Here is a 19,232-nt window from a genome sequence, read left to right on the forward strand (position 1 = left end):
GGTGAATACCCATGCGCACGGATGATGCATTAGGCGTAGTATATCAGCATTACCTGACCCAGGAGCCTTACAGTCAGCAAGATGAACACACGTATCTGCTCTCTCCCAAGGCGGGTAGCGGTAAGGTCAAAAGAGTGACAACATACAGTGGCATTGAGATTTTATATTCCCAGGTTGAATATCATCAGCCGTATCCAACGTATTTTGCATCCGAAACGCCCATTGTGGAATTGCAATTTGCCTTGTCAGGAGAGCGACATGTGGATATATCCGGTCAGGATTATTCATTATCGATAGGGCAAGGGGCCCTTATTTTTATGCATGATTTCGAAGCGTGGTTTCATCCTCCGGCAAGGGAGTTGTATACGTCCTTTTCGCTGGGGATTCCTGTTTCTCTGTTCAATTATGCGGCGGCGCAACTGGGCAGTTTTAAACCAATTGCGTTTAATCAGGTGTTAGGGCAAAAGGTGTTTAAGCCGATTGTATTTCAATTGGATAACCGGATACGAACGATGATTGACAGTCTGATTGTAGAATTAAACAACAGTTATCGATCCTCCTTAATGATGGAAGCGACAGCCTTGGAAATCTTGAATCAATTTATGTTCCAACTGTTTGATCTGGCGCCAATCCCCGCGGGATTCTCCAGAGAGGACATCCGGAAGTTACATAGGGCACGGGAGATTATGGAGGCCTGTATGGTAGATCCTCCATCCTTGCTAGCATTGTCCAGACAAGTGGGTCTTAACGATTTTAAATTAAAAAAAGGATTCAAGGCGCTATTCGGAAGCACGGTCTTTGAATATTTGCGTCAGGTTCGTCTCGACAACGCCATGAAGTTGCTGCGCAATCAGAATAATAACGTCACCGAGGCCGCCATTGCGGTCGGTTACAGCAATGTCAGTGCCTTTTCGCAGCAATTTTATCGCAAATTCGGCGTGAAGCCTTCCGAGATGAAAAAGATTTATTAAATAAGATGAACAGAAACATTACACGAGAACGAAGAGTGCAGAACCAGTCTGGAGAAGCGGAGCGTTCGCCTTTATCAACGGATTTCTCCCTTTATATAGAAGGGAAACACGGAAATCCGGTGATAACACCGATCGGAAGATGGTACTGTAATCGTAGTGGTCTTGTGTAAAGTTTTAAGGGTTCATCTTTTTAAAAATAAGATTAATAAATCCGGCTTGCCGTGAATTGTTCCGTATAGAGGCAGTGGGGATTCTCTCAGCCTTGTATACTCCAGGTACAGTGGATACTGTACTGAAATATAGAGGAGTGTATGAGCATGAACCGAATCAGAGGAAGTATTTTTTTTAGCGTATTTGCAGCCATGCTGGGTCTGATGCTGATTGCACCCATCATGCCACCGCTTATTCGCGAGTTGGGCATGAAAGAAAGCCATTCCGGTCTTATTATCTCGCTTGGGTCCATTATGATGGCTGTTATGGCTCCTTTATGGGGCAGATGGAGTGATATAAGAGGGAGAAAACCAATCATATTGATTGGATTCATAGGCATGTCTGTGAGCTGTGCATTATTTGCACTGGCATTGTACGGGGGATTAAATGCATGGATCGGAGGGGGGCTCTTGTTAACCCTTCTGATTGTGACGCGCAGTCTGATCGGTATGTTTATTCCGGCTGTACTTTCTTCTGCCCAGGCCTATATGGGTGATGTGACAGAAGGGGAAGAGCGGGGAAGCGGGATGGCGATTATCAGCGCTGCGAATGGACTTGGCCTTGTATTTGGACCTGCGATTGCAGGAGCTTTTACCCTTATCGGTCTGCTCTGGCCGCTTTATTTTGGCATTTTTATAGCGATCGCTGCTTTTATTATCGCCTTGTTGTTAATCCCGGCAGCCAAACCGGTCATTCAGGCAAAACCGCCTAAAGTCAACCCGTTCCAACGTGGTTTGCGAATGTACCTTGCTGCAGGCTTGGTTACGATGATGGGCATCATGGCATTGCAGGTTGTCGGAGGATTTTATTTTCAGGATCAACTGGCTCTATCCCCAGCGGCGACGGCCCGAATGGTTTCGTTTGGACTCATGTTCTCTGGAGCAGCGATGTTGATCATGCAGGTCATTCAGATGAAGTGGTTGAAATGGCAGCCACGCCCAATGATTTTGCTCGGGTCCCTTTTCCTGATCGCAAGCATGATTCTGTTTTTGGTCTTCCATGTGTTATCCATGTATTATTTCTCATTCTTCCTGTTTGGTATGGGTTCGGGTCTGATGATGCCGGGGTTCATGGCAGGTGCTTCGCTGGCAGTTAGCAAAGAACAGCAGGGGGGTGCAGCGGGATTGGTAGCAGCGATTCAGGGGATATCCGCCGTCATTACGCCTTTACTTACAACGACACTCTATCAAGTGGACAAACATGTTCCATTTATGCTCGTAGCTGTTCTGGTTGTCTTGTTGGCAATCATGATGCTGGGAATGCGGAAGAATCAATCCAATACTGTAGCGGACGCTATTCATTCGTTATAGTCAGACAAAGTCAGAAGGTCAAAAAAGGTCAAAATAAAAGAAAAAAGGATCTATTTTAAAATAGTGAACCATGATGAAAGAAAATCGGTTTTTTTCGTCTTTTACGGACTTTGAGCCTTATTTGCAAGGGTATTATAATAATCAATGTAAGCAACACCAATAAACCAACCACACAAAAGGAGCTGATTTTCATGTTTGATCTGATTCCGTTTCGTAAACGAAATGAAGACCCGTTCGGACACATGTTGAAATCCTTCAATGACATGGTTGAGAACTCATTCCTCTCCCCTTTTGGAACTGGCTCCCAGCCATTTCGCACTGACATTCGTGAGGAAGAAGACAAATACTGGGTAGAAGCCGAGCTTCCGGGCATTGCCAAAGAGAATATAGACATTCAGGTTGAAGGTAAAGAATTGATCATTCGTGCCAAACGCCATGACATGGTTGAACAGAAGGATGACTCCAATCGGATCATTCGGCAGGAGCGTCGTTCAGGTGAATTTATCCGGCGTTTCTATGTGGATCATATTGATGAGGAGAACATTAAGGCCAGATTGGAAGATGGTGTGCTGAAGCTTGAAATTCCGAGACGTCCTGGGGATGATCAATCTCGCAGACGAATTCAGATTAACTAATATACAGAGAAAAGATTTGTTCCCTAAGCTGGCAAAAAGCATGCAGGAGATATCCATAAGGATGTTTTCTGCATGCTTTATTTTTCATATGAATTGGACGAGATGAGACATAACTGAATATCCATTTTGTTGGTCCAATTTATTTGTCTGCTGCTGCCTGCATTAATGCATAGATCTTACGTGTGGTATTCACATTTCTAACCGTCATATAAGCATAGATTTTGGAACCCACAAGCTTGTTCATGCCACTTTTGGATGCATCTTCTCTGCTGACTGAATACAAAATGGCTCCAGGAACATAGATTAGTGTGCCGATTTCCGGTTTGATAGGCAGTTGGTCCAGCACGGAGGGCTCATTGATCTCATCCCAGAGGAACATGACATCACTTTTGGCGGTGTCATCATTAACCCATTCTTCTGGTAGCGCCTGAATAACGCTATGGATTTCATCCATATTCCTCACCATCACCCTGATCTGTAAGCCAAAATCGGCGGCGATGGCCTGTTCTAACACATGGGATATCTCCACATTTGCATCGGCACGTTCCTGATGATCGGCAAAAATAATATTGCCAGAGTTGATATAGGTAACGACATCCAGCATGCCTGCTTGTTCAAATGTTTCTTTCAGCTGCTTCATATTAATTTTATTGTTCCCGCCTACATTAATGCCTCGTAGCAAAGCCACATAGATCATATGGGCGCCCCTCCAATTCCTTCAATTCACCGTTTTAACAAAAGGACAGATATTCGAACAGATGAGCAGTACACTCTTCTCCCAACAGATCTTGCAATAAAGGTTCCACTTGCTCCAGATACTCGGGCTTGGTTTCATAGGTTTCTTCATCTTTTACTTCTCCAGCATAGGTGCGCGCCGCCTCAATCAGGATGGCTAGTGCACTGAAAAAGTCTGACAGCGAATCTGCAACACGGTTTGGTTCTCCACCTGTAAAAGCGGCATATACGGGAGAGTTTGGTGCTTCTACATCTACAATTAACGGATCATCGTTAAAGTTTGCGATGACAACGTGATTTTTTGGCCAGGTGGAGGACTCCTCATAAGGTTCATTCATGCCAATCCAGCGGAACCCCAGTTGCTGACGAAGCAGATGTTCAGGTGCAACAAAGGAGATCAGCGCTGCATCACCGATTTCGACGGCGGCATTTTTCATTTTGAGTGTACCTTCCGCATCCGCATCCATCATTTCATAATGACTGTACAGATACTGAAGTTCTGGAGAAAGAGGTATTCGAGTATCCACTTCCGGCTGGTGATGTTGTTCGCGGGGACGTAGATCATGATTTTGGAAAAGTCCATAAGCTTCATTATATAAATCCTGCTGTTCCACCAAACGGCTCAAGGCCGCATCCAGTTGTTGCATGATGTCTGAGTCCTCCTAATAAGATTGATATAATAACAGGCCGATTCGTTTGATTCTTGGCTATAAGCATTATACTATATCAAAGATAAATTCAAAAAAACATTTGAATACGTTTACATTAATGAGTGGACATGATATACTTTCACTCAAATAAGGATTGTTACTGCTTCGGGCAGGCAAAACCTGAACATCACTATGTGTGGACTTTGTTCCATTCATAATGTTGTTCGGGTTTTTTTGCATTCTACGGTCCATATTAAGGATAGAAAAAACAGAGGACGTACTTATTTCCAACCCAACACTAACATCACGCTGTACAGAAGAAAGGGGAGCATTATGAACAAGAGAAAATGGTTAAACGGTTTTGCCGCAGGTTGTCTCAGTATCATCCTGGTGATTAGTGGATGCGCATCCAAAGCGCCACAAACCGCAAGTGACACACCAAATCAGGCGACAGAACAGACAGAGAATGAAACCCAGAAACCTGCAAACAACCAAGCTACCAAAGGCAGAACAGTGATTACAACCGACGGTGAAGTGGATGATATGAACTCGGTTATTCGTTTCCTCTTGTATTCGAATGAGATGGACCTTGCCGGAATTGTACTGACCAGCTCGGTGTATCATTATGCTGGAGACGAGGAAGCAGGGATCAAGCCGTTCCGCTGGACAGGCACACAGTGGGTATACGACATGATCGATGCCTATGGCGAGATCTACCCGAACTTGTCCAAACATGCGGATGGGTACCCGGAGCCGGAACAGCTTCGAGCGATGACAAAGATCGGTAATATTTCCGATAAGGGGGAGATGGAGAAGGAAACCGAAGGTTCCGAGTTCCTCGAAACTCTTTTCCTCGATGATGACTCCCGAGACCTGATTGTTCAGACATGGGGTGGTACCAATACCACAGCCCGAGCGCTGAAATCGATTGAGGAACAGTACAAGGACACAGCTGAGTGGGATACGATTCGCAAAAAAGTCAGCGACAAACTGGTCCTCTACATCATCCTCGATCAGGATGACAGCTACAATGACTATATTGCGAAGAATTGGCCGGATATCCGCATTCTCAACGACCAATCGAACTTCTGGCATTTTGCCTATGCATGGAAGATGCATGCCGAAGAAGTGAACAGTAAGCTTCATGGAGACTGGATGGTCAAGAATATTCTGAACGGACATGGCAAGCTGATGGATATGTATGCATCGATGGGTGATGGCAAAATGATCGAGGGCGAACTAGCCGAAGAACAACGGGGAAGTGCTGAATATCTGAAGAACAATCCGCAATATGACAAGTACGATTTTATATCTGAGGGTGACTCTCCTTCCTTCTTTTATCTGATCGATAATGGGCTGCGCAGTATGGAAGACCCTTCCTATGGCGGTTGGGGTGGTCGCTTTGGCGTCGTGAACGACAAGCTGTTTAGAAACAATGTGCTTGATTACGATCCCTACACCAAACGCTATGAAGCCGAATACTCTCTGATGAGATGGTTTGACGATATTCAGGATGATTTTGCAGCACGTGCAGACTGGGCAGTTGCAGACACTTACGAAGGTGCCAACCATAATCCGTCATTAACGATTAAGGAAGGGCTGGATCTAAGTGTTAGTCCCGGGGAGGAAGTTACTCTTCACGCGGAAGGCACAGACCCGGATGGAGATCAACTGACGTATACGTGGTGGAGATATTTCGAAGCGGACACGTATGAGGATTCCAAAGTAACACCGAACAAAGTTCAGCCTGAAATGGCGGGTGATCTGCAGCTTGGATTGCATCGTGAACTTGCCAAGGATGAGCAGGTGGATACGATAAAATTGCAGGGCAGTGACACAGAAGCGGTGACATTTACCGTTCCTGACGATGCCAAATCGGGAGATACCATTCATATTGTTGCCGAAGTACAGGATGATGGAGAGCATCAGTTGAAGCATTATCAACGTGTGATCCTAACCGTGAAATAAAGAAATAGAGGGGCTGTCCCAAAAGTCATCAACATGGCTGGTGGGGCGCCCCTCTTATTTGTGTAGTCTGATCGTAATTGATCCTTTAACGCTGGATGCCTGACCAGAAGACATTCCAGGTGATCGCCAAAGCTTGTTCATAGGATTGCCGTGTCTCATACACGAGCTGTACATCCAATCCATCCATCACGGTGACAAAAGCTACGGTGGCTTCTTCCGGACTCAGGCGTATATCGGAATGTCTGGTAAATACGGCTGCCAGCTCTTCCTTCAGTGTTCCGAGGTACGTTCGATACTGGGCCAGCACAAAATCATGCACCTCCAGCGGTGTGATAAAGGACAGGATATACATAAAAGCAACGTTTGGATGAGTCAGAAAGCGATTTTTGTGTTCATGCAAAAAGGCATATAGCTGCTGATCCAGAGTTTGGGTAACAGACTCGCTGAAAAATTGGCGTACAAACTGTTGTTCCTCCTGCACAACTTCCTCATATAACTCCAGCAATAACGCTTTTTTGGATGAATAGTGATAAGCCAGGGATTGCTTGCGAATGCCTGCCTCTTCGGCAATCTGCGCCATCTTGGTCCCCTCGTAACCCAGACGATTAAAATGTTGAATGGCAATTTCCTTGATTCGTTTTTTACTCAATGTCTACCTCCAGTTGGCGAGCTGTAAACCTCTGCTGTTTTTGGGAGTATACCAAATATAACAAGATATATACCACAAAAATGCCTACAGAGATAGCATACACCACCGTATAGGAAAATGCAGAAGCCACTACGCCCAGGATCAACGAGCCACCACCAATCCCGAGGTCAAAAAAATTAAAGAAGGAAGCCATCGCATTTTCATGCTCATGTTCTTCTACAAGATTCACACACCAGGTCTGAATGGCCGGGAATATGGCACCAAAGCCAAAGCCGTATAACGCGCCGGCGATCAGGAATTGCACATCACTCTGGGCGATAATCAGAACCAGTAGCCCCGCGATTGCAAACACGGCAGAAGGTAACAACACGGAACCTGGTCCCCATCGATCAAACATTTTCCCCGAGAACAGTCGAACGGCGAAGCTGGCGATGGCGACGATGAAGAAAAACCAGGCTATATTCTCGAACCCTCTTTCGGCGGCGAATAAAGCCACAAAGGACATGATTGAACCCGCTGCAATACCAACGAGCATAATGAGAAGGGAAGGGAAGAGTACCTTCTTTTCAATCAGTTTCACCGAAGGGACATGAGTTTGCATAGACTCGCTACTACCTCCTGTTTTCGGCTTTCTGGATACAAACACTGTCATCAGGAGAGCTAACAGCAAAATGCACATACCTCCCATAAACAGGCTCTGGTAGTCGTACCTAAACAACAGGCTTGTTCCAATCAATGGACCGATGGATATGGCGACCGTTTCCCCTACGCCGAAATATCCCATGCCTTCTCCCCGGCGATCTCTTGGTATGTTTTCAGTGGCAATCGTTGCAAAATATGTTGTTGCCAAACCAAATCCGAATCCGTGGATTACTCGGAATACAAGAATCATCCAAATACCTGACGAAAGGTAGTATGCGCCTGTCATTAATGCACAGATGGTGATACCGATAATCAATAGATATTTTTTATCTATTCGAGCTGCCAAAACAGAAGTGAAGGGTCGAATCAAGATGGCAGAAAACATAAATACGCCGGTAACAAGCCCAATTTGGGAGGCTTCGCCACCAAGGCTTGAGACAAACAAAGGCAAGGTGGGAAGCAACATTTCAAATGCCATAAACAATAATGCGTTGGCTAACATGATAAATAGGAATGATCTTCCCCAGAGTTGCTGAGGTATAGAGCTATGTGTTGAAGTACTCATGGTTTTCCTCCGTAATGTTGATCTTTGTCGCGCGACATGTTGAACTGATTTTACCTGACGATGGTCAGATTGTAAAGCGTGTTTTCAGAGCAGGGGTTCATGACTTTTTGGTGGATGAGAGAAGTTATTAAACATTTTTAATCCATATCCCAACATTTTCCGGTATAATAATCAGATAAAATGATTCAAGTGAATACTACCTCGGAGAGGTGATATGCAATGACGGTTGATATACTTGTAAGAAATAATGTTAAGGTACTTGGCTCGGGTAGCCAAACGATTGTATTTGCTCATGGTTTTGGATGCGATCAAGATATGTGGCGTTACATTATTCCAGGTTTTATGGAGAACTACCGTGTGGTGTTGTTTGATTATGTTGGATCTGGCGAATCTCAAATTAACTATTATGATGCTGTCAAATATAGCAACCTTCAAGGATACGCCCAGGATGTGCTGGAAATTATGGAAGCGCTTGAGCTAAAGGACACCATATTTGTCGGGCATTCCGTCAGCAGTATGATTGGTATGCTGGCATCGATTCAGAACCCTAAATATTTCAAAAAAATTATAATGTTAGGGCCCTCCCCACGTTACGTGAATGATCTGCCGAATTATTATGGAGGTTTCGATCGGAATGATATCGATGAATTGCTTGAGATGATGCAGATGAATTTTATTGGATGGGCGAGTTATCTGGCACCCATTGTGATGAACAATCCGGAACGGAAAGAGTTAACCGAAGAGTTGGAGAAAAGCTTCTGCTCCAGAGATCCGCATATTGCGAGACAATTTGCCGAAGTGACGTTTTTATCGGACTGTCGTATTGATCTGGAGCAGGCAACTGTACCAACATTAATTCTTCAGTGCTCGGATGACAGCATTGCCCCGGTAGAAGTAGGGGATTATTTACACGCTCATCTGAAGAATAGCAGGTTGCAGCAGATGACGGCTAAGGGACATTATCCGCATCTAAGTCAACCGGAAGAAACCATCCGAATGATTAAGGATTATTTAACGAGCGCATAAAACGCGGAAGAAAGGCAGTTATTCCATGGATATACAATTAGATCTGGCTCCCTGTGGATACTTCTCTATCTCTGATTCGGGCGTCGTACAGTCGGTTAATCAAACTTTGCTTACGATGCTTGGATATGAACGCGATGAGCTCATAGGGCAACATATTGAATCCACCATGTCGGTGAGCAACAAGGTGTTTTTCCATACGTATTTCTATCCCTACATCCAGTTATATGGACATGTGGACGAGATGTACTTCACGTTCCGTACCCGTGATCAGCAGGCTGTTCCTGTTCTGCTTAACGGTGTTCGTCAGACCCGTAACGGGGAAAGCGTTGTCGATTGTGTCGTTGTAGTCATGCGTAAGCGAATCGAACATGAGAAGGATATTCTGCATACCAAAACCAAACTACAGGAGCTATATCAAGCGACGCAAGAAGCGAACAAAGAGCTTGAACGATTACACGAGGAATATAAGATCAAAGAGCAGGCACTCATTAAAGTGAATGATCAGTTGGAGACACTGGCCTCCACCGACTTGTTGACGGGATTGAAGAACCGCAGGTTCTTCCAGGAAAAAATGCTTGAAAGCTTGATGATGTTCCAGGAGAAACAACGTTATTTCTCCCTTCTTGTTGTGGACATTGATCATTTCAAAAGCATTAATGATACGTATGGACATCCGATCGGAGATCTGGTGCTCGGTAATCTGGCAGGGCTGCTGCAATCGGTATCGCGAAGTACGGATGTGGTTGCACGTTACGGCGGGGAGGAATTTGTGATCATTCTTCCAGATTGTGAAGAGGAGCAGGCGATCGGTATCGCAGAACGATATCGTTCACAGGTTGCTTCAGCCGACTGGGGTGAATATAACATTACTGTGAGTATCGGTGCGGCCACTGTAGTAGAGGAAGATACGGAAAAGACCTTGTTCCAAAGAGCGGACAACGCCCTGTATGTCTCCAAAACCGGAGGACGAAACCGGGTGACACATGCAGCTCAGATGGTAAGAAGTTAAGGATTGGTTTGCATCAAAAAAAAGCGAAAAGGAGCCTGTGCACTGTGAGGGAGATGATCCCACATAGCACAGGCTCCTTTTATTTGTATGGAAATAGGCAGGGCTAATTCCGCTTGAGTAACATCAGATTAACTTTATCGCGGAGCAAGGTAACCATACGCCTTAGCCGGAGAGTTGGCCTGAGGACGAAAATCTTCGCTCAGTTCATCCATAAATGCCGGGTTCACATATATGGAGTGTGCATCATTGCCAGATCCCTTGATGTAGGCGGCGATGCCGGAGTAGGCTTTATTTTTCCAAACCCACAGGGCATCTCCCTGCTCACCTGGTGAGTAATAGACATTATGGTCAAACACATTGCCGGTATTGCTAGTGTATTCGTTGTATATCAGTACTTCCGAGCTGCTCGATACGAGAATGTTATGCATGAACGTATTGTTCTTTGTCCGTGACTGCATGAATAACTGTCCATTGCCAGCATTCAGGGTATCATTCCCCACAAGTGTATTGTACATAATCTTGCTATCCTCGGTAGCTCCTCGTTCCTCGTCATAACCTCCCATGGCAATACCCGTCAATCTGTTGGAATAAATTAGGTTATCCCGCAAGGTAATGTTGCTGGTTGAACGTCCGGCATGCTCTGAGGCAATTTCAATTCCGATATCGCTCCGATATACCCGGTTCTGGTCGATGATATGATCTTTCCCGCCATCTACATAGATGCCACCGGCCGAGTTGGTATCATTGGGCAGGTCTGTTCCATAGGAGGGATTGTTATTGGACGTAATATCGTATACTTCGTTGCCTCGTACAATGCCGTTCCGAGCCTGATCGTACGTGTCGTCCTCGGACGTACCTTCGTACCCGATCAGATCAATACCAATGTTGTCAGTATCATGGATGACATTATTCTGTATGGCAAAGGTATCAACATTGCCGTTGACTGCAAGTGACTCGCTTGAACCAAGTGTGAGATCATACAATTCATTATCCTTGATGATGATATTGCGTAATGCTTGAGGGTGCTCTGTGCCATAAATGGCAATACCGTGGGCATCCCTGCCCCGCAAATCGGTACCTTCAGGAGGTGCATAACTAGCAATCGCGTGTATGGTGTTGCCTAACAGCTGAATATGCTCACCTGCTCCGTGGACATAGATCCCGGTTGGAACTTGGCCCCCAAGTTTGGTTGTAAAATTACGAATTTCGAGATTCTGAATCGTGATATAACTGGCATTTTCAATTTCAATCAACCCTTCAATGCCCCGGACAGATAAACCTTTACCATCAATGATAACCTGCTCCTGAGGATAACTTGAAAATAGGGTTGGATTAGCGGAAGAATTACCGCTCCTGGTGATTTTGACTTTCTGATGATAGACACCTTCACGCACATAAATCGTGCTTCCTGGCGAAGCGTGGTCGGCTGCGTGCTGCAACGTTTTCCAAGGGGATTGAATCGTTCCTTTATTCGAGTCGTTTCCTTGGGGTGATACGTAATGGATGACCCGGGGATCAGACTTTTGAACCGAAGCGGGTTCCTTCATGGAAGATGTATGATTCTGACAACCGGATACAAGCACCATCAGAATTGGAATCATAAGTATAACTACGCGAATCAAATCGTTTCCCCCTTGAATTTAGCTTTGAAGATAGATTATAGCAGATTTGAACGGGTTAATAAGCCATGATATGCTCTAATAAAATCAGCGAGGAGACTGCTCATGAATACATTAACGATAGATGAATTAGTAGATCGGGAGAATCACGCATGGGAAGATCTCAAGGAACTCCTGGATAGTGGGCAAAATACATATGTGTATGTTCCAGCAAAACAAGAGGCTGGAGAGGATACCCTCTATCGTCTGCAAATAAGCACCAAATCCTATTTGGGGGCTGTTGCTTATGAGACAGAAGGTATTGTACTGGACCATGGCTGGATCACGCTGCTTGGTGCGGGTGGTGACAGTACCTCGGGGAGTCTGACCAGTTGGAATGGTGTGAGTGAGCAACCTTGGGTAGATGTGCTGGAAGGTATGATGGTCGTTGCATATGATGCGGCAGGCGGTTTCTTCGGACTGGATACAGGCAAGTATGGCCGCACGGGACACATTTATTATTTTGCACCGGATACACTCGAATGGGAATCGACAGAACTGGCATATTCAGGTTTCATGAACTGGCTGGCGAATGGCGATCTGGAGCAGTTCTATCAGACCTTTCGCTGGAAAGGCTGGCAGGAAGATATGTCTCAACTACAGACAGGGCAAGTATTCGCGTATTATCCACCACTTTGGACGCAGGAAGGTGACGGCGAGAGCAGCAGTAAAGCCCCAATTAGCATCATGGAGGCCTGGAAGTTCGCACTGGACGGAAAATAGTTGGCATGCTGCTGTAGGAGGAAATAAGAAAAGTAACCTGTAAGTTCAAGTTCATTGAGTGATCCACTTTGAAAAAACGGCATTTCTGTTCCAAACTAAAAAAAAGGCTCGCGCTTGGTGCGGGCCTTTTTGGTTCTGAACTTTAAACATCAATTGTCCAATGTAACAGGTTTAATGCTTGAGCGTGAAGCTCTGCTATGCCAGACGGTCAACCCGAGTGAAACAACGCAGACGAGCAACAGACAAGCATACACCACATGATAAGCTTCCTCGACCGAGACTCCCGGAATGCTGTGTAGCAGCAGCCCACACACGGCTACAGACACCGAACCACCGAAGAACTGAATCAGTTGTAACATGCCCATACCGGAACCTATTTGCGCTTTGGGCAGCACTCGTGACGCTTCATTATTCAGTGAAGCCATGGAGGCTGACAGTGCCGGTGAGAAAAAGAGATAACCACTGGTAATGATCAGTGCGGATTGATCCAGTCCGAGCATGAATAGGGCAAGTACCGCTGCGAGCAGGATGTGTCCGATGATCATAAATCGCATATTACCATAACGGTCGATCCAACGTCCGACGAAGCGGGTGCAGAATGCTGCAACAATGGCTCCAGGAGCAATCAGCAAACCAATGGCGAGCGAAGAGCGTCCATATAGATCAGCAAGCACAAGTGGCATCAAAAACAGATTGCCCAGATTTACCACCAGCACGCAGAATCCGATAAGGATTAAACGGGTGTATCCTGGCGTTCGGAATACTTGTGGATTTACAAACGGAAGACTTGCTTTCCGAATATACAAGAGGTGTGCAACAAGTGAAATAACACCAATGGCAAACCATAACCAGGACTGCTGGGTGATCGCGACGAGAAGTGTAGTTGCATTAATGACGGTTAGGATGGCACCAATAACATCAAACGGCTGATCCGTTTTGACGGATTCACGTGGGAGAAAATAGAGCAATACAGGCAGGGCGAGCAAGACAAGCACGGTTATGGCAAAAAGTCCGTTCCAGCCCCAGTACTCGCTAATGAGTCCGCCTACAATGGGGCCAAGTCCAAAAGCCATGGCGCTACCTGATGAGATCAGTGCGATGGCAGCTCCGCGTCGTTCCACCGGAATGTAACGACTCGCAATGACGAGGCCCAGACCGGCCATCACCCCTGCACCCGCAGATTGCAGAATACGTGTCAGCAACAGGATCGCGAAGTTATGCGCGAACAATCCGAGCAATGAAGATAACCCCAGGATTAGGAGTCCAACCGTTAACAGTTTGCGTACCGGAATACGGTCTGACAATCGACTGTAAATCACCGTCGACAGGGCGTAACCAATCGAATAACTTGAGATGACCCAAGACCCCAGGTCCGAGGTAATCTGCAGATCATGAATAATGACTGGCAAAGAAACATTGAACATGGTGGTATTCATCACAACGATGAACAAACAGCACGTCCAGAGTGGCATGACAATTTTATCTTTCACGGTACCATTCCTGTCTTATCTATGAATGTGAATTCGGATTGAGCTTTGATGAAAATGTGACGAAAAGCAATATATCATTTTTTACACTTCATTTTATTATATGGCAATAATGTCATACTGTATATTGCGCAGTATAAGCGAAATTTAAGAGACATAGGGTCGGGATTTATAGACTATTTCCCTGAAATTGGGTAAGATGATGGTTGGATTACATAATCATGTTTTGAAGAGATTTTGAAGGAGACTACAGTATGACTCACTTATTATTAATGTCCCACAGCGTATTTCCGACTCTGGATATGAAGCGAACGGCGCAGTTTTATGAAGAAAAGATGGGCTTCCGGGTGGTCGAATATCTTGATGCCGCGGAATCCCATATCTGCCTGTATCGTGATCTTACCGAGATTATTTTAACCCAAAGCAATGGACAGAAGGTCATTCCCAATAGAGAATTATATGGTTATGGATATGACGCCTATTTTATTACCAAGAACCAGGAAGAGCTTCAACAGGAATTGATCAACGCCGATGTGAAAATCGTACGTGTCCTTAATCACACAGACTATAATAACAAGGAGTTTGTGATCGAGGATATTGATGGACGATGGATCGCTTTTGGCATTAAACAGGGATAATTAGATACAGAAACAGGCGCTCCGATAAGGGGCGCCTGTTTGTGCATACGATATCTGCAGAACTTATGCTGCAGTGACTTGTTTGCCGCGATTGCGAATCCACTTGATGACATCCATCAGTATGACGGCAGCAAGAGCAAGTCCGCCTGCAATCAGGAACTCATTCCAGCCGAATGTATCCGGGATGGCGAAGATGCCGCGAACACCTGGAATCAGTGTGATTGCATAGAGACAGAGACATACCAGAATAGAGCCAAGCACGAATTTATTGGTCATGAAGCCCACCTGGAAGATGGTTTGTGTATTGGAACGTGCTGCAAAAGTTTGCAGACTGCGTGCCAGAATCAAGGTTGTGAAGGCCATAGCTACGCTCATTTCCTCCGAGATGCCAAGCCCGATATATTGGGACACAATAACAGCTGCACCAATCAGGACACCACGTGTAATCACAGCTTGCAGGGTTCCGCCTGCGAAGATCCCCTCGTTAATATCACGCGGTTTGCGTCGCATGACATCCGGCTCGGGTTTCTCTGTACCCAAAGCAATGGCAGGCAGGGAGTCGTTCACCAGATTGATGAACAGCAGCTGTAGGGCCGTAAATGGATTAACCCAGCCGACGATCAAGGCAAACAAAATGGCGATAATCGCGCCGAGGTTACCAGCGAACAGGTATGCGATAGCTTTTTTGATGTTATCAAATACCATCCGCCCAACACTAACTGCATTCACGATGGAGACAAAGTTATCATCCGTCAGAATCATGGCAGCCGCATCCTTGGCGACATCTGTTCCGCTACCCATCGCTACACCGATGTCGGCTTGTTTCAGCGCAGGCGCGTCGTTAACCCCATCTCCGGTCATGGCTGCAACTTTGCCTTTACGCTGCCATGCACGCACAATCCGGATTTTATTCTCAGGTGATACTCTGGCGTATACCGAGATGTGTTCAAGTTGTTGATCCAGTTCTTCATCGGACATTTTGTCCAGTTCGGCTCCGGTAATGGCGAGGTCATCCGGTTCGGCAAGGCCGATATCCACACCGATGGCCTGAGCCGTCGTTTTGTGATCTCCAGTGATCATGATGGTGCGAATGCCCGCTTTTTTGGACTCTTCAATAGAGCCGTATACCGCTTCACGCGGTGGGTCAATCATCGCTGTCAGGCCAACCAGTGTCAGATCATGCTCGTCATCAATGGTGACCTGGTTTTTGTCATCGAATTTTTTGTACGCATAGGCCAGCACACGGAAGGCGCGTTTGGAGAATGCCTCATTTTTCTCTTCAAACTGTGTGCGAATCTCGGGTGTGAGTGGCTGAACTTCTCCGTTGATAAACACATGGCTACAGCGACTGAACAGCACATCCGGTCCACCTTTGGTCAGCAAAGCCGTCTGTCCCTCGAAGGTATGCACCGTACTCATGAGCTTTCGATCCGAGTCAAAAGGAAGCTCAGCTTCACGCGGGAACTGGTCACGGATTTCATTGTAATCCTTGTTCACCCGGTTGCTGAAGGCAATGAGGGCCACTTCGGTTGGATCACCCAGTTCCTTGCCTTCCTGGTTAATATTCGAATCATTGCAGAGCACCGCAATATGTAACAAACGTCGTTCCTCTTCCGACCACTGATCGGGATCATCGGGGAATTCGTCTTTGGTGCCATGGGGAATGTAATAATCGACGACAGTCATCTTATTCTGAGTTAGTGTTCCTGTTTTATCTGTACAGATGATACTGGCAGAACCGAGCGCCTCCACGGCAGGCAGTCTGCGAATGATCGCATGTTGTTTGGCCATCTTATTTGTTCCAAGTGACAATACGATAGTCACAATGGAGGATAACGCCTCAGGAATGGCAGCAACCGCAACAGCTACGGCAAACATCAGTGCATTTACGATGGATGGCCCGATATTCTCCGTACCTTCGGTCAACCATACACGACCGGCTTCAATGCCAAAGATGAGAATCGACAAGCCGAGGATGAAAAAGCCCAGTTTTTTGCTGAAAGATTCCAACTTGCGCTGTAATGGCGTGTTTTTGGCTTCGGCATTTTCAATCAGTTCGGCAATTTTACCGATTTCGGTTTTGAGAGCCGTACCTGTAATGACAAGCATGCCCCGTCCATATACGACGAGTGAGCCACTGAAGGCCATATTGCGACGATCTCCAATAGGAGCTTCATCCGGGATGGTATCGGCGTGTTTCTCCGCAGCTTCCGATTCTCCGGTCAGCATGCCTTCGTTGATTTTCAAACTTCCTGATTCCAGGATACGCCCGTCTGCCGGGACATAATCACCTGCATCCAGCATAACAATATCACCGGGAACGAGTTCTCTTGCTGGAATGGTCTTTTTCTGCCCGTCACGAATGACCTTGGCTTCAGGAGCAGACATTTGTTTCAGCGCGTCGAGCGAGCTCTCGGCTTTTTTGGTCTGAACTACGCTGATTACCGCATTGAGCAAAATAACCAGGAATATGATCAACGATTCAATCAGGTGTCCAAGTACAACCTGTACAGCGGCTGCAATCAGCAGCACGATGACCATCGGATCTTTGAAATTTTCGAGGAACAATTTCCAGACTGGTGTTGCATCTTTACCTTTTAACTCGTTATATCCTTCCGTTTCAAGTCTCTTGGCAGCTTCGGATGTTGTGAGTCCCTTGGAGGAACTCTGCACATCCTGAAGGGTTTCCTCCGCACTGTGTCTGTAATGTTGCAATTGACCAGCTCCTTGAATATTAGATTTCTCTGTGTATTACCCTTACGGGCAAAATCTAGAATCGTTTCATTTCCGTATTTTTTAAAATTATGGATTTATACGTTTTTAGCTGTACACAGTATTTTTCATAATGATCCGAGATATGCCTTTTTTTGAATGTTATTATTTCCAGTTTGGATGATGGTCTAGAGAACTATATTTAGATGTTGGTCAGAAAGTGTGTGCACCATCACACTAGCTCATATCAGGGTCTGTTACGCTATTCCATAACGAACTGCGTTTAATCTAAGTTTGGAGGGGAATCCATATGTTTTGTTATCAATGCGAACAGACGCCGAGTGGCGGGTGTACTGTGGTAGGGGTATGCGGCAAAAACGAAACAATCGCAAGTTTGCAGGATACGATGATTTTTGCGTTAAAAGGCATTGCTGCTTATGCGACACATGCACGCCAGTTGGGATATTTTGATCCTGAGGTGGATCGGATTACACATGAGGCATTATATATGACATTAACGAACTCGAATTTTAATGTACAGGAACATCTGGAGATGGCGATGAAGGTAGGTAATGCAGCAATCCGCATTATGGATGTGTTGGATCGTGCGCACACGGACCGCTTTGGTGTACCGCAACCGATTACGGTTAGCCAGAACCAGATTGAAGGACAGTGCATTGTGGTGACGGGACATAATCTGTATGCATTGGAGGAGCTGCTGCGTCAAACTGAAGGGAAAGGAATCAACATCTATACCCACTCGGAAATGTTGCCTGCGCACGGTTATCCTGCGCTGAAGAAATACGCCCATCTCAAGGGTAATATCGGCAAAGCCTGGTACGATCAAAGAAGACTCTTCGAACAATTCCCGGGTGCTATTCTCGCAACAACGAACTGTGTTATGCCGATCAAAGGCACATATGCAGACCGCTTTTTCTCATACGAAGTGGCGGGTCTGGAGGGTGTTGCCAAAATTACAGAGGATGACTTCTCACCTCTAATTGAACGCGCATTGTCACTGCCTGCGGCTAATGTACAGTCCGAGCAAGTCTTAACGACAGGATACCATCATGAGACCGTGATTGGACTTGCGCCCGAGATTATTCAGGCGGTAAAAGACGGTCATATCCGCCGATTCTTCGTTATTGCAGGTTGTGATGCGCCAGGCAAAGGTGACAACTACTATCGTGAACTCGCGACATCCTTGCCGAATGATACTGTAATTCTGACGACATCCTGTGGTAAGTTCCGCTTCAACGATGTGGATTATGGTACGGTTGGAGACACGGGTATACCGCGTTATATCGATCTGGGTCAATGCAACAATTCCGGTTCTACGGTGAAAATTGCAATGGCTTTGGCGGATGCTTTTGGCTGTACCGTAAACGAGTTACCTGTCAGCATTGTGCTGTCCTGGTTTGAGCAAAAAGCAGTTGCGATCCTGCTTGGCCTGTTCAGCCTCGGCATTCAGGACATTCGAATTGGACCGAAACCGCCTGAGTTCATATCGGAAGGGGTCTTGGATGTACTCGTGGATATGTTTGGTCTGAAGTTAATTACAACGGCAGAAGAAGATATGAACGCGATGTTGGCACTGTCATAGGATGAAGGATGTATATTTACGTGCCTTCGCCATCTGATGGC

General features: G+C 46.0%; 17 protein-coding genes. 10 read left to right on the forward strand and 7 right to left on the reverse strand.

From position 1 onward, the window contains the following. The first annotated feature begins 11 nt into the window (after positions 1 to 11). The 4 genes from MHI14_RS08035 to MHI14_RS08050 all read left to right on the forward strand — a co-directional run bounded on the left by MHI14_RS08035 (position 12) and on the right by MHI14_RS08050 (position 3,126). On the forward strand, positions 12 to 971 hold the full coding sequence (locus tag MHI14_RS08035; RefSeq protein ID WP_341130147.1) for a helix-turn-helix transcriptional regulator: 960 nt from the start codon (positions 12 to 14) through the stop codon (positions 969 to 971). Between the two features lie 5 nt (positions 972 to 976). Then, positions 977 to 1,141 (forward strand): hypothetical protein, encoded by a 165-nt coding sequence (locus MHI14_RS08040; protein ID WP_341130148.1) that lies wholly within the window; start codon positions 977 to 979, stop codon positions 1,139 to 1,141. A 147-nt stretch (positions 1,142 to 1,288) separates the two neighbouring features. Then, entirely contained in the window at positions 1,289 to 2,491 is a 1,203-nt protein-coding gene (locus MHI14_RS08045; protein ID WP_341130149.1) for an MFS transporter, read from the forward strand. Between the two features lie 191 nt (positions 2,492 to 2,682). Next, on the forward strand, positions 2,683 to 3,126 hold the full coding sequence (locus tag MHI14_RS08050; protein ID WP_091028110.1) for an Hsp20/alpha crystallin family protein: 444 nt from the start codon (positions 2,683 to 2,685) through the stop codon (positions 3,124 to 3,126). A gap of 139 nt (positions 3,127 to 3,265) precedes the next feature. Here MHI14_RS08050 and MHI14_RS08055 read toward each other — a convergent pair whose 3' ends face one another. Continuing rightward, positions 3,266 to 3,823, reverse strand: a complete 558-nt coding sequence (locus MHI14_RS08055; protein ID WP_341130150.1) for a DUF1697 domain-containing protein — start codon at positions 3,821 to 3,823, stop codon at positions 3,266 to 3,268. Positions 3,824 to 3,857: 34 nt separating this feature from the next. After that, positions 3,858 to 4,508, reverse strand: a complete 651-nt coding sequence (locus MHI14_RS08060) for a hypothetical protein (protein WP_341130151.1) — start codon at positions 4,506 to 4,508, stop codon at positions 3,858 to 3,860. Between the two features lie 336 nt (positions 4,509 to 4,844). On the opposite strand from MHI14_RS08060, the gene MHI14_RS08065 reads away from it, so the two are divergent. Continuing rightward, positions 4,845 to 6,479: a nucleoside hydrolase-like domain-containing protein gene (locus MHI14_RS08065; RefSeq protein WP_341130152.1), complete on the forward strand. Its 1,635-nt coding sequence runs from the start codon at positions 4,845 to 4,847 to the stop codon at positions 6,477 to 6,479. 85 nt (positions 6,480 to 6,564) lie between these two features. Here the strand turns inward: MHI14_RS08065 and MHI14_RS08070 are convergent, their stop codons facing one another. Together MHI14_RS08070 and MHI14_RS08075 are read right to left on the reverse strand one after the other, a co-directional pair. After that, the gene (locus MHI14_RS08070) at positions 6,565 to 7,128 is read right to left on the reverse strand and encodes a TetR/AcrR family transcriptional regulator (RefSeq protein WP_047843882.1); all 564 of its coding nucleotides are present in this window, start codon (positions 7,126 to 7,128) and stop codon (positions 6,565 to 6,567) included. Then, positions 7,121 to 8,335, reverse strand: coding sequence for an MFS transporter (locus MHI14_RS08075; RefSeq protein ID WP_133385719.1), 1,215 nt, complete (start codon positions 8,333 to 8,335; stop codon positions 7,121 to 7,123). The genes MHI14_RS08070 and MHI14_RS08075 overlap by 8 nt, the downstream gene beginning before the upstream one ends. A 219-nt stretch (positions 8,336 to 8,554) precedes the next feature. Between MHI14_RS08075 and MHI14_RS08080 the strand changes: the two genes are divergently transcribed. Together MHI14_RS08080 and MHI14_RS08085 are read left to right on the forward strand one after the other, a co-directional pair. After that, positions 8,555 to 9,361 (forward strand): alpha/beta fold hydrolase, encoded by an 807-nt coding sequence (locus tag MHI14_RS08080; protein WP_341130153.1) that lies wholly within the window; start codon positions 8,555 to 8,557, stop codon positions 9,359 to 9,361. A gap of 25 nt (positions 9,362 to 9,386) precedes the next feature. Beyond that, on the forward strand, positions 9,387 to 10,370 hold the full coding sequence (locus MHI14_RS08085) for a sensor domain-containing diguanylate cyclase (protein ID WP_341130154.1): 984 nt from the start codon (positions 9,387 to 9,389) through the stop codon (positions 10,368 to 10,370). Between the two features lie 134 nt (positions 10,371 to 10,504). On the opposite strand, the gene MHI14_RS08090 is transcribed toward MHI14_RS08085, so the two are convergent. After that, the gene (locus MHI14_RS08090) at positions 10,505 to 11,992 is read right to left on the reverse strand and encodes a DUF5123 domain-containing protein (protein ID WP_445670331.1); all 1,488 of its coding nucleotides are present in this window, start codon (positions 11,990 to 11,992) and stop codon (positions 10,505 to 10,507) included. Positions 11,993 to 12,094: 102 nt separating this feature from the next. Here MHI14_RS08090 and MHI14_RS08095 point away from each other — a divergent pair, with 102 nt between their 5' ends. Beyond that, positions 12,095 to 12,751 (forward strand): DUF2625 family protein, encoded by a 657-nt coding sequence (locus MHI14_RS08095; protein ID WP_341130155.1) that lies wholly within the window; start codon positions 12,095 to 12,097, stop codon positions 12,749 to 12,751. 149 nt (positions 12,752 to 12,900) lie between these two features. Here the strand turns inward: MHI14_RS08095 and MHI14_RS08100 are convergent, their stop codons facing one another. Next, positions 12,901 to 14,241, reverse strand: coding sequence for an MFS transporter (locus tag MHI14_RS08100; RefSeq protein ID WP_340913787.1), 1,341 nt, complete (start codon positions 14,239 to 14,241; stop codon positions 12,901 to 12,903). Between the two features lie 251 nt (positions 14,242 to 14,492). Here MHI14_RS08100 and MHI14_RS08105 point away from each other — a divergent pair, with 251 nt between their 5' ends. Next, positions 14,493 to 14,876: a VOC family protein gene (locus tag MHI14_RS08105; RefSeq protein ID WP_133385715.1), complete on the forward strand. Its 384-nt coding sequence runs from the start codon at positions 14,493 to 14,495 to the stop codon at positions 14,874 to 14,876. Between the two features lie 63 nt (positions 14,877 to 14,939). Here the strand turns inward: MHI14_RS08105 and MHI14_RS08110 are convergent, their stop codons facing one another. Further along, positions 14,940 to 17,591, reverse strand: coding sequence for a cation-translocating P-type ATPase (locus MHI14_RS08110; protein WP_341130156.1), 2,652 nt, complete (start codon positions 17,589 to 17,591; stop codon positions 14,940 to 14,942). A 307-nt stretch (positions 17,592 to 17,898) separates the two neighbouring features. Between MHI14_RS08110 and hcp the strand changes: the two genes are divergently transcribed. Then, on the forward strand, positions 17,899 to 19,191 hold the full coding sequence (gene hcp, locus MHI14_RS08115) for a hydroxylamine reductase (RefSeq protein ID WP_341130157.1): 1,293 nt from the start codon (positions 17,899 to 17,901) through the stop codon (positions 19,189 to 19,191). Positions 19,192 to 19,232: the final 41 nt, after the last annotated feature.

Origin of the sequence: Paenibacillus sp. FSL K6-2393 (assembly GCF_038002545.1) — a bacterium.
Classification (GTDB): domain Bacteria; phylum Bacillota; class Bacilli; order Paenibacillales; family Paenibacillaceae; genus Paenibacillus.

Excerpts from the sequence above, each read along its gene's own strand:
- MHI14_RS08035 (WP_341130147.1), top strand. The coding sequence starts at position 12 with ATGCGCACGGATGATGCATTAGGCGTAGTATATCAGCATTACCTGACC.
- MHI14_RS08080 (WP_341130153.1), top strand. The coding sequence starts at position 8,555 with ATGACGGTTGATATACTTGTAAGAAATAATGTTAAGGTACTTGGCTCG.
- MHI14_RS08055 (WP_341130150.1), bottom strand. The coding sequence starts at position 3,823 with ATGATCTATGTGGCTTTGCTACGAGGCATTAATGTAGGCGGGAACAAT.
- MHI14_RS08050 (WP_091028110.1), top strand. The coding sequence starts at position 2,683 with ATGTTTGATCTGATTCCGTTTCGTAAACGAAATGAAGACCCGTTCGGA.
- MHI14_RS08060 (WP_341130151.1), bottom strand. The coding sequence starts at position 4,508 with ATGCAACAACTGGATGCGGCCTTGAGCCGTTTGGTGGAACAGCAGGAT.
- MHI14_RS08045 (WP_341130149.1), top strand. The coding sequence starts at position 1,289 with ATGAACCGAATCAGAGGAAGTATTTTTTTTAGCGTATTTGCAGCCATG.
- hcp (WP_341130157.1), top strand. The coding sequence starts at position 17,899 with ATGTTTTGTTATCAATGCGAACAGACGCCGAGTGGCGGGTGTACTGTG.
- MHI14_RS08085 (WP_341130154.1), top strand. The coding sequence starts at position 9,387 with ATGGATATACAATTAGATCTGGCTCCCTGTGGATACTTCTCTATCTCT.
- MHI14_RS08095 (WP_341130155.1), top strand. The coding sequence starts at position 12,095 with ATGAATACATTAACGATAGATGAATTAGTAGATCGGGAGAATCACGCA.
- MHI14_RS08105 (WP_133385715.1), top strand. The coding sequence starts at position 14,493 with ATGACTCACTTATTATTAATGTCCCACAGCGTATTTCCGACTCTGGAT.
- MHI14_RS08040 (WP_341130148.1), top strand. The coding sequence starts at position 977 with ATGAACAGAAACATTACACGAGAACGAAGAGTGCAGAACCAGTCTGGA.
- MHI14_RS08075 (WP_133385719.1), bottom strand. The coding sequence starts at position 8,335 with ATGAGTACTTCAACACATAGCTCTATACCTCAGCAACTCTGGGGAAGA.
- MHI14_RS08065 (WP_341130152.1), top strand. The coding sequence starts at position 4,845 with ATGAACAAGAGAAAATGGTTAAACGGTTTTGCCGCAGGTTGTCTCAGT.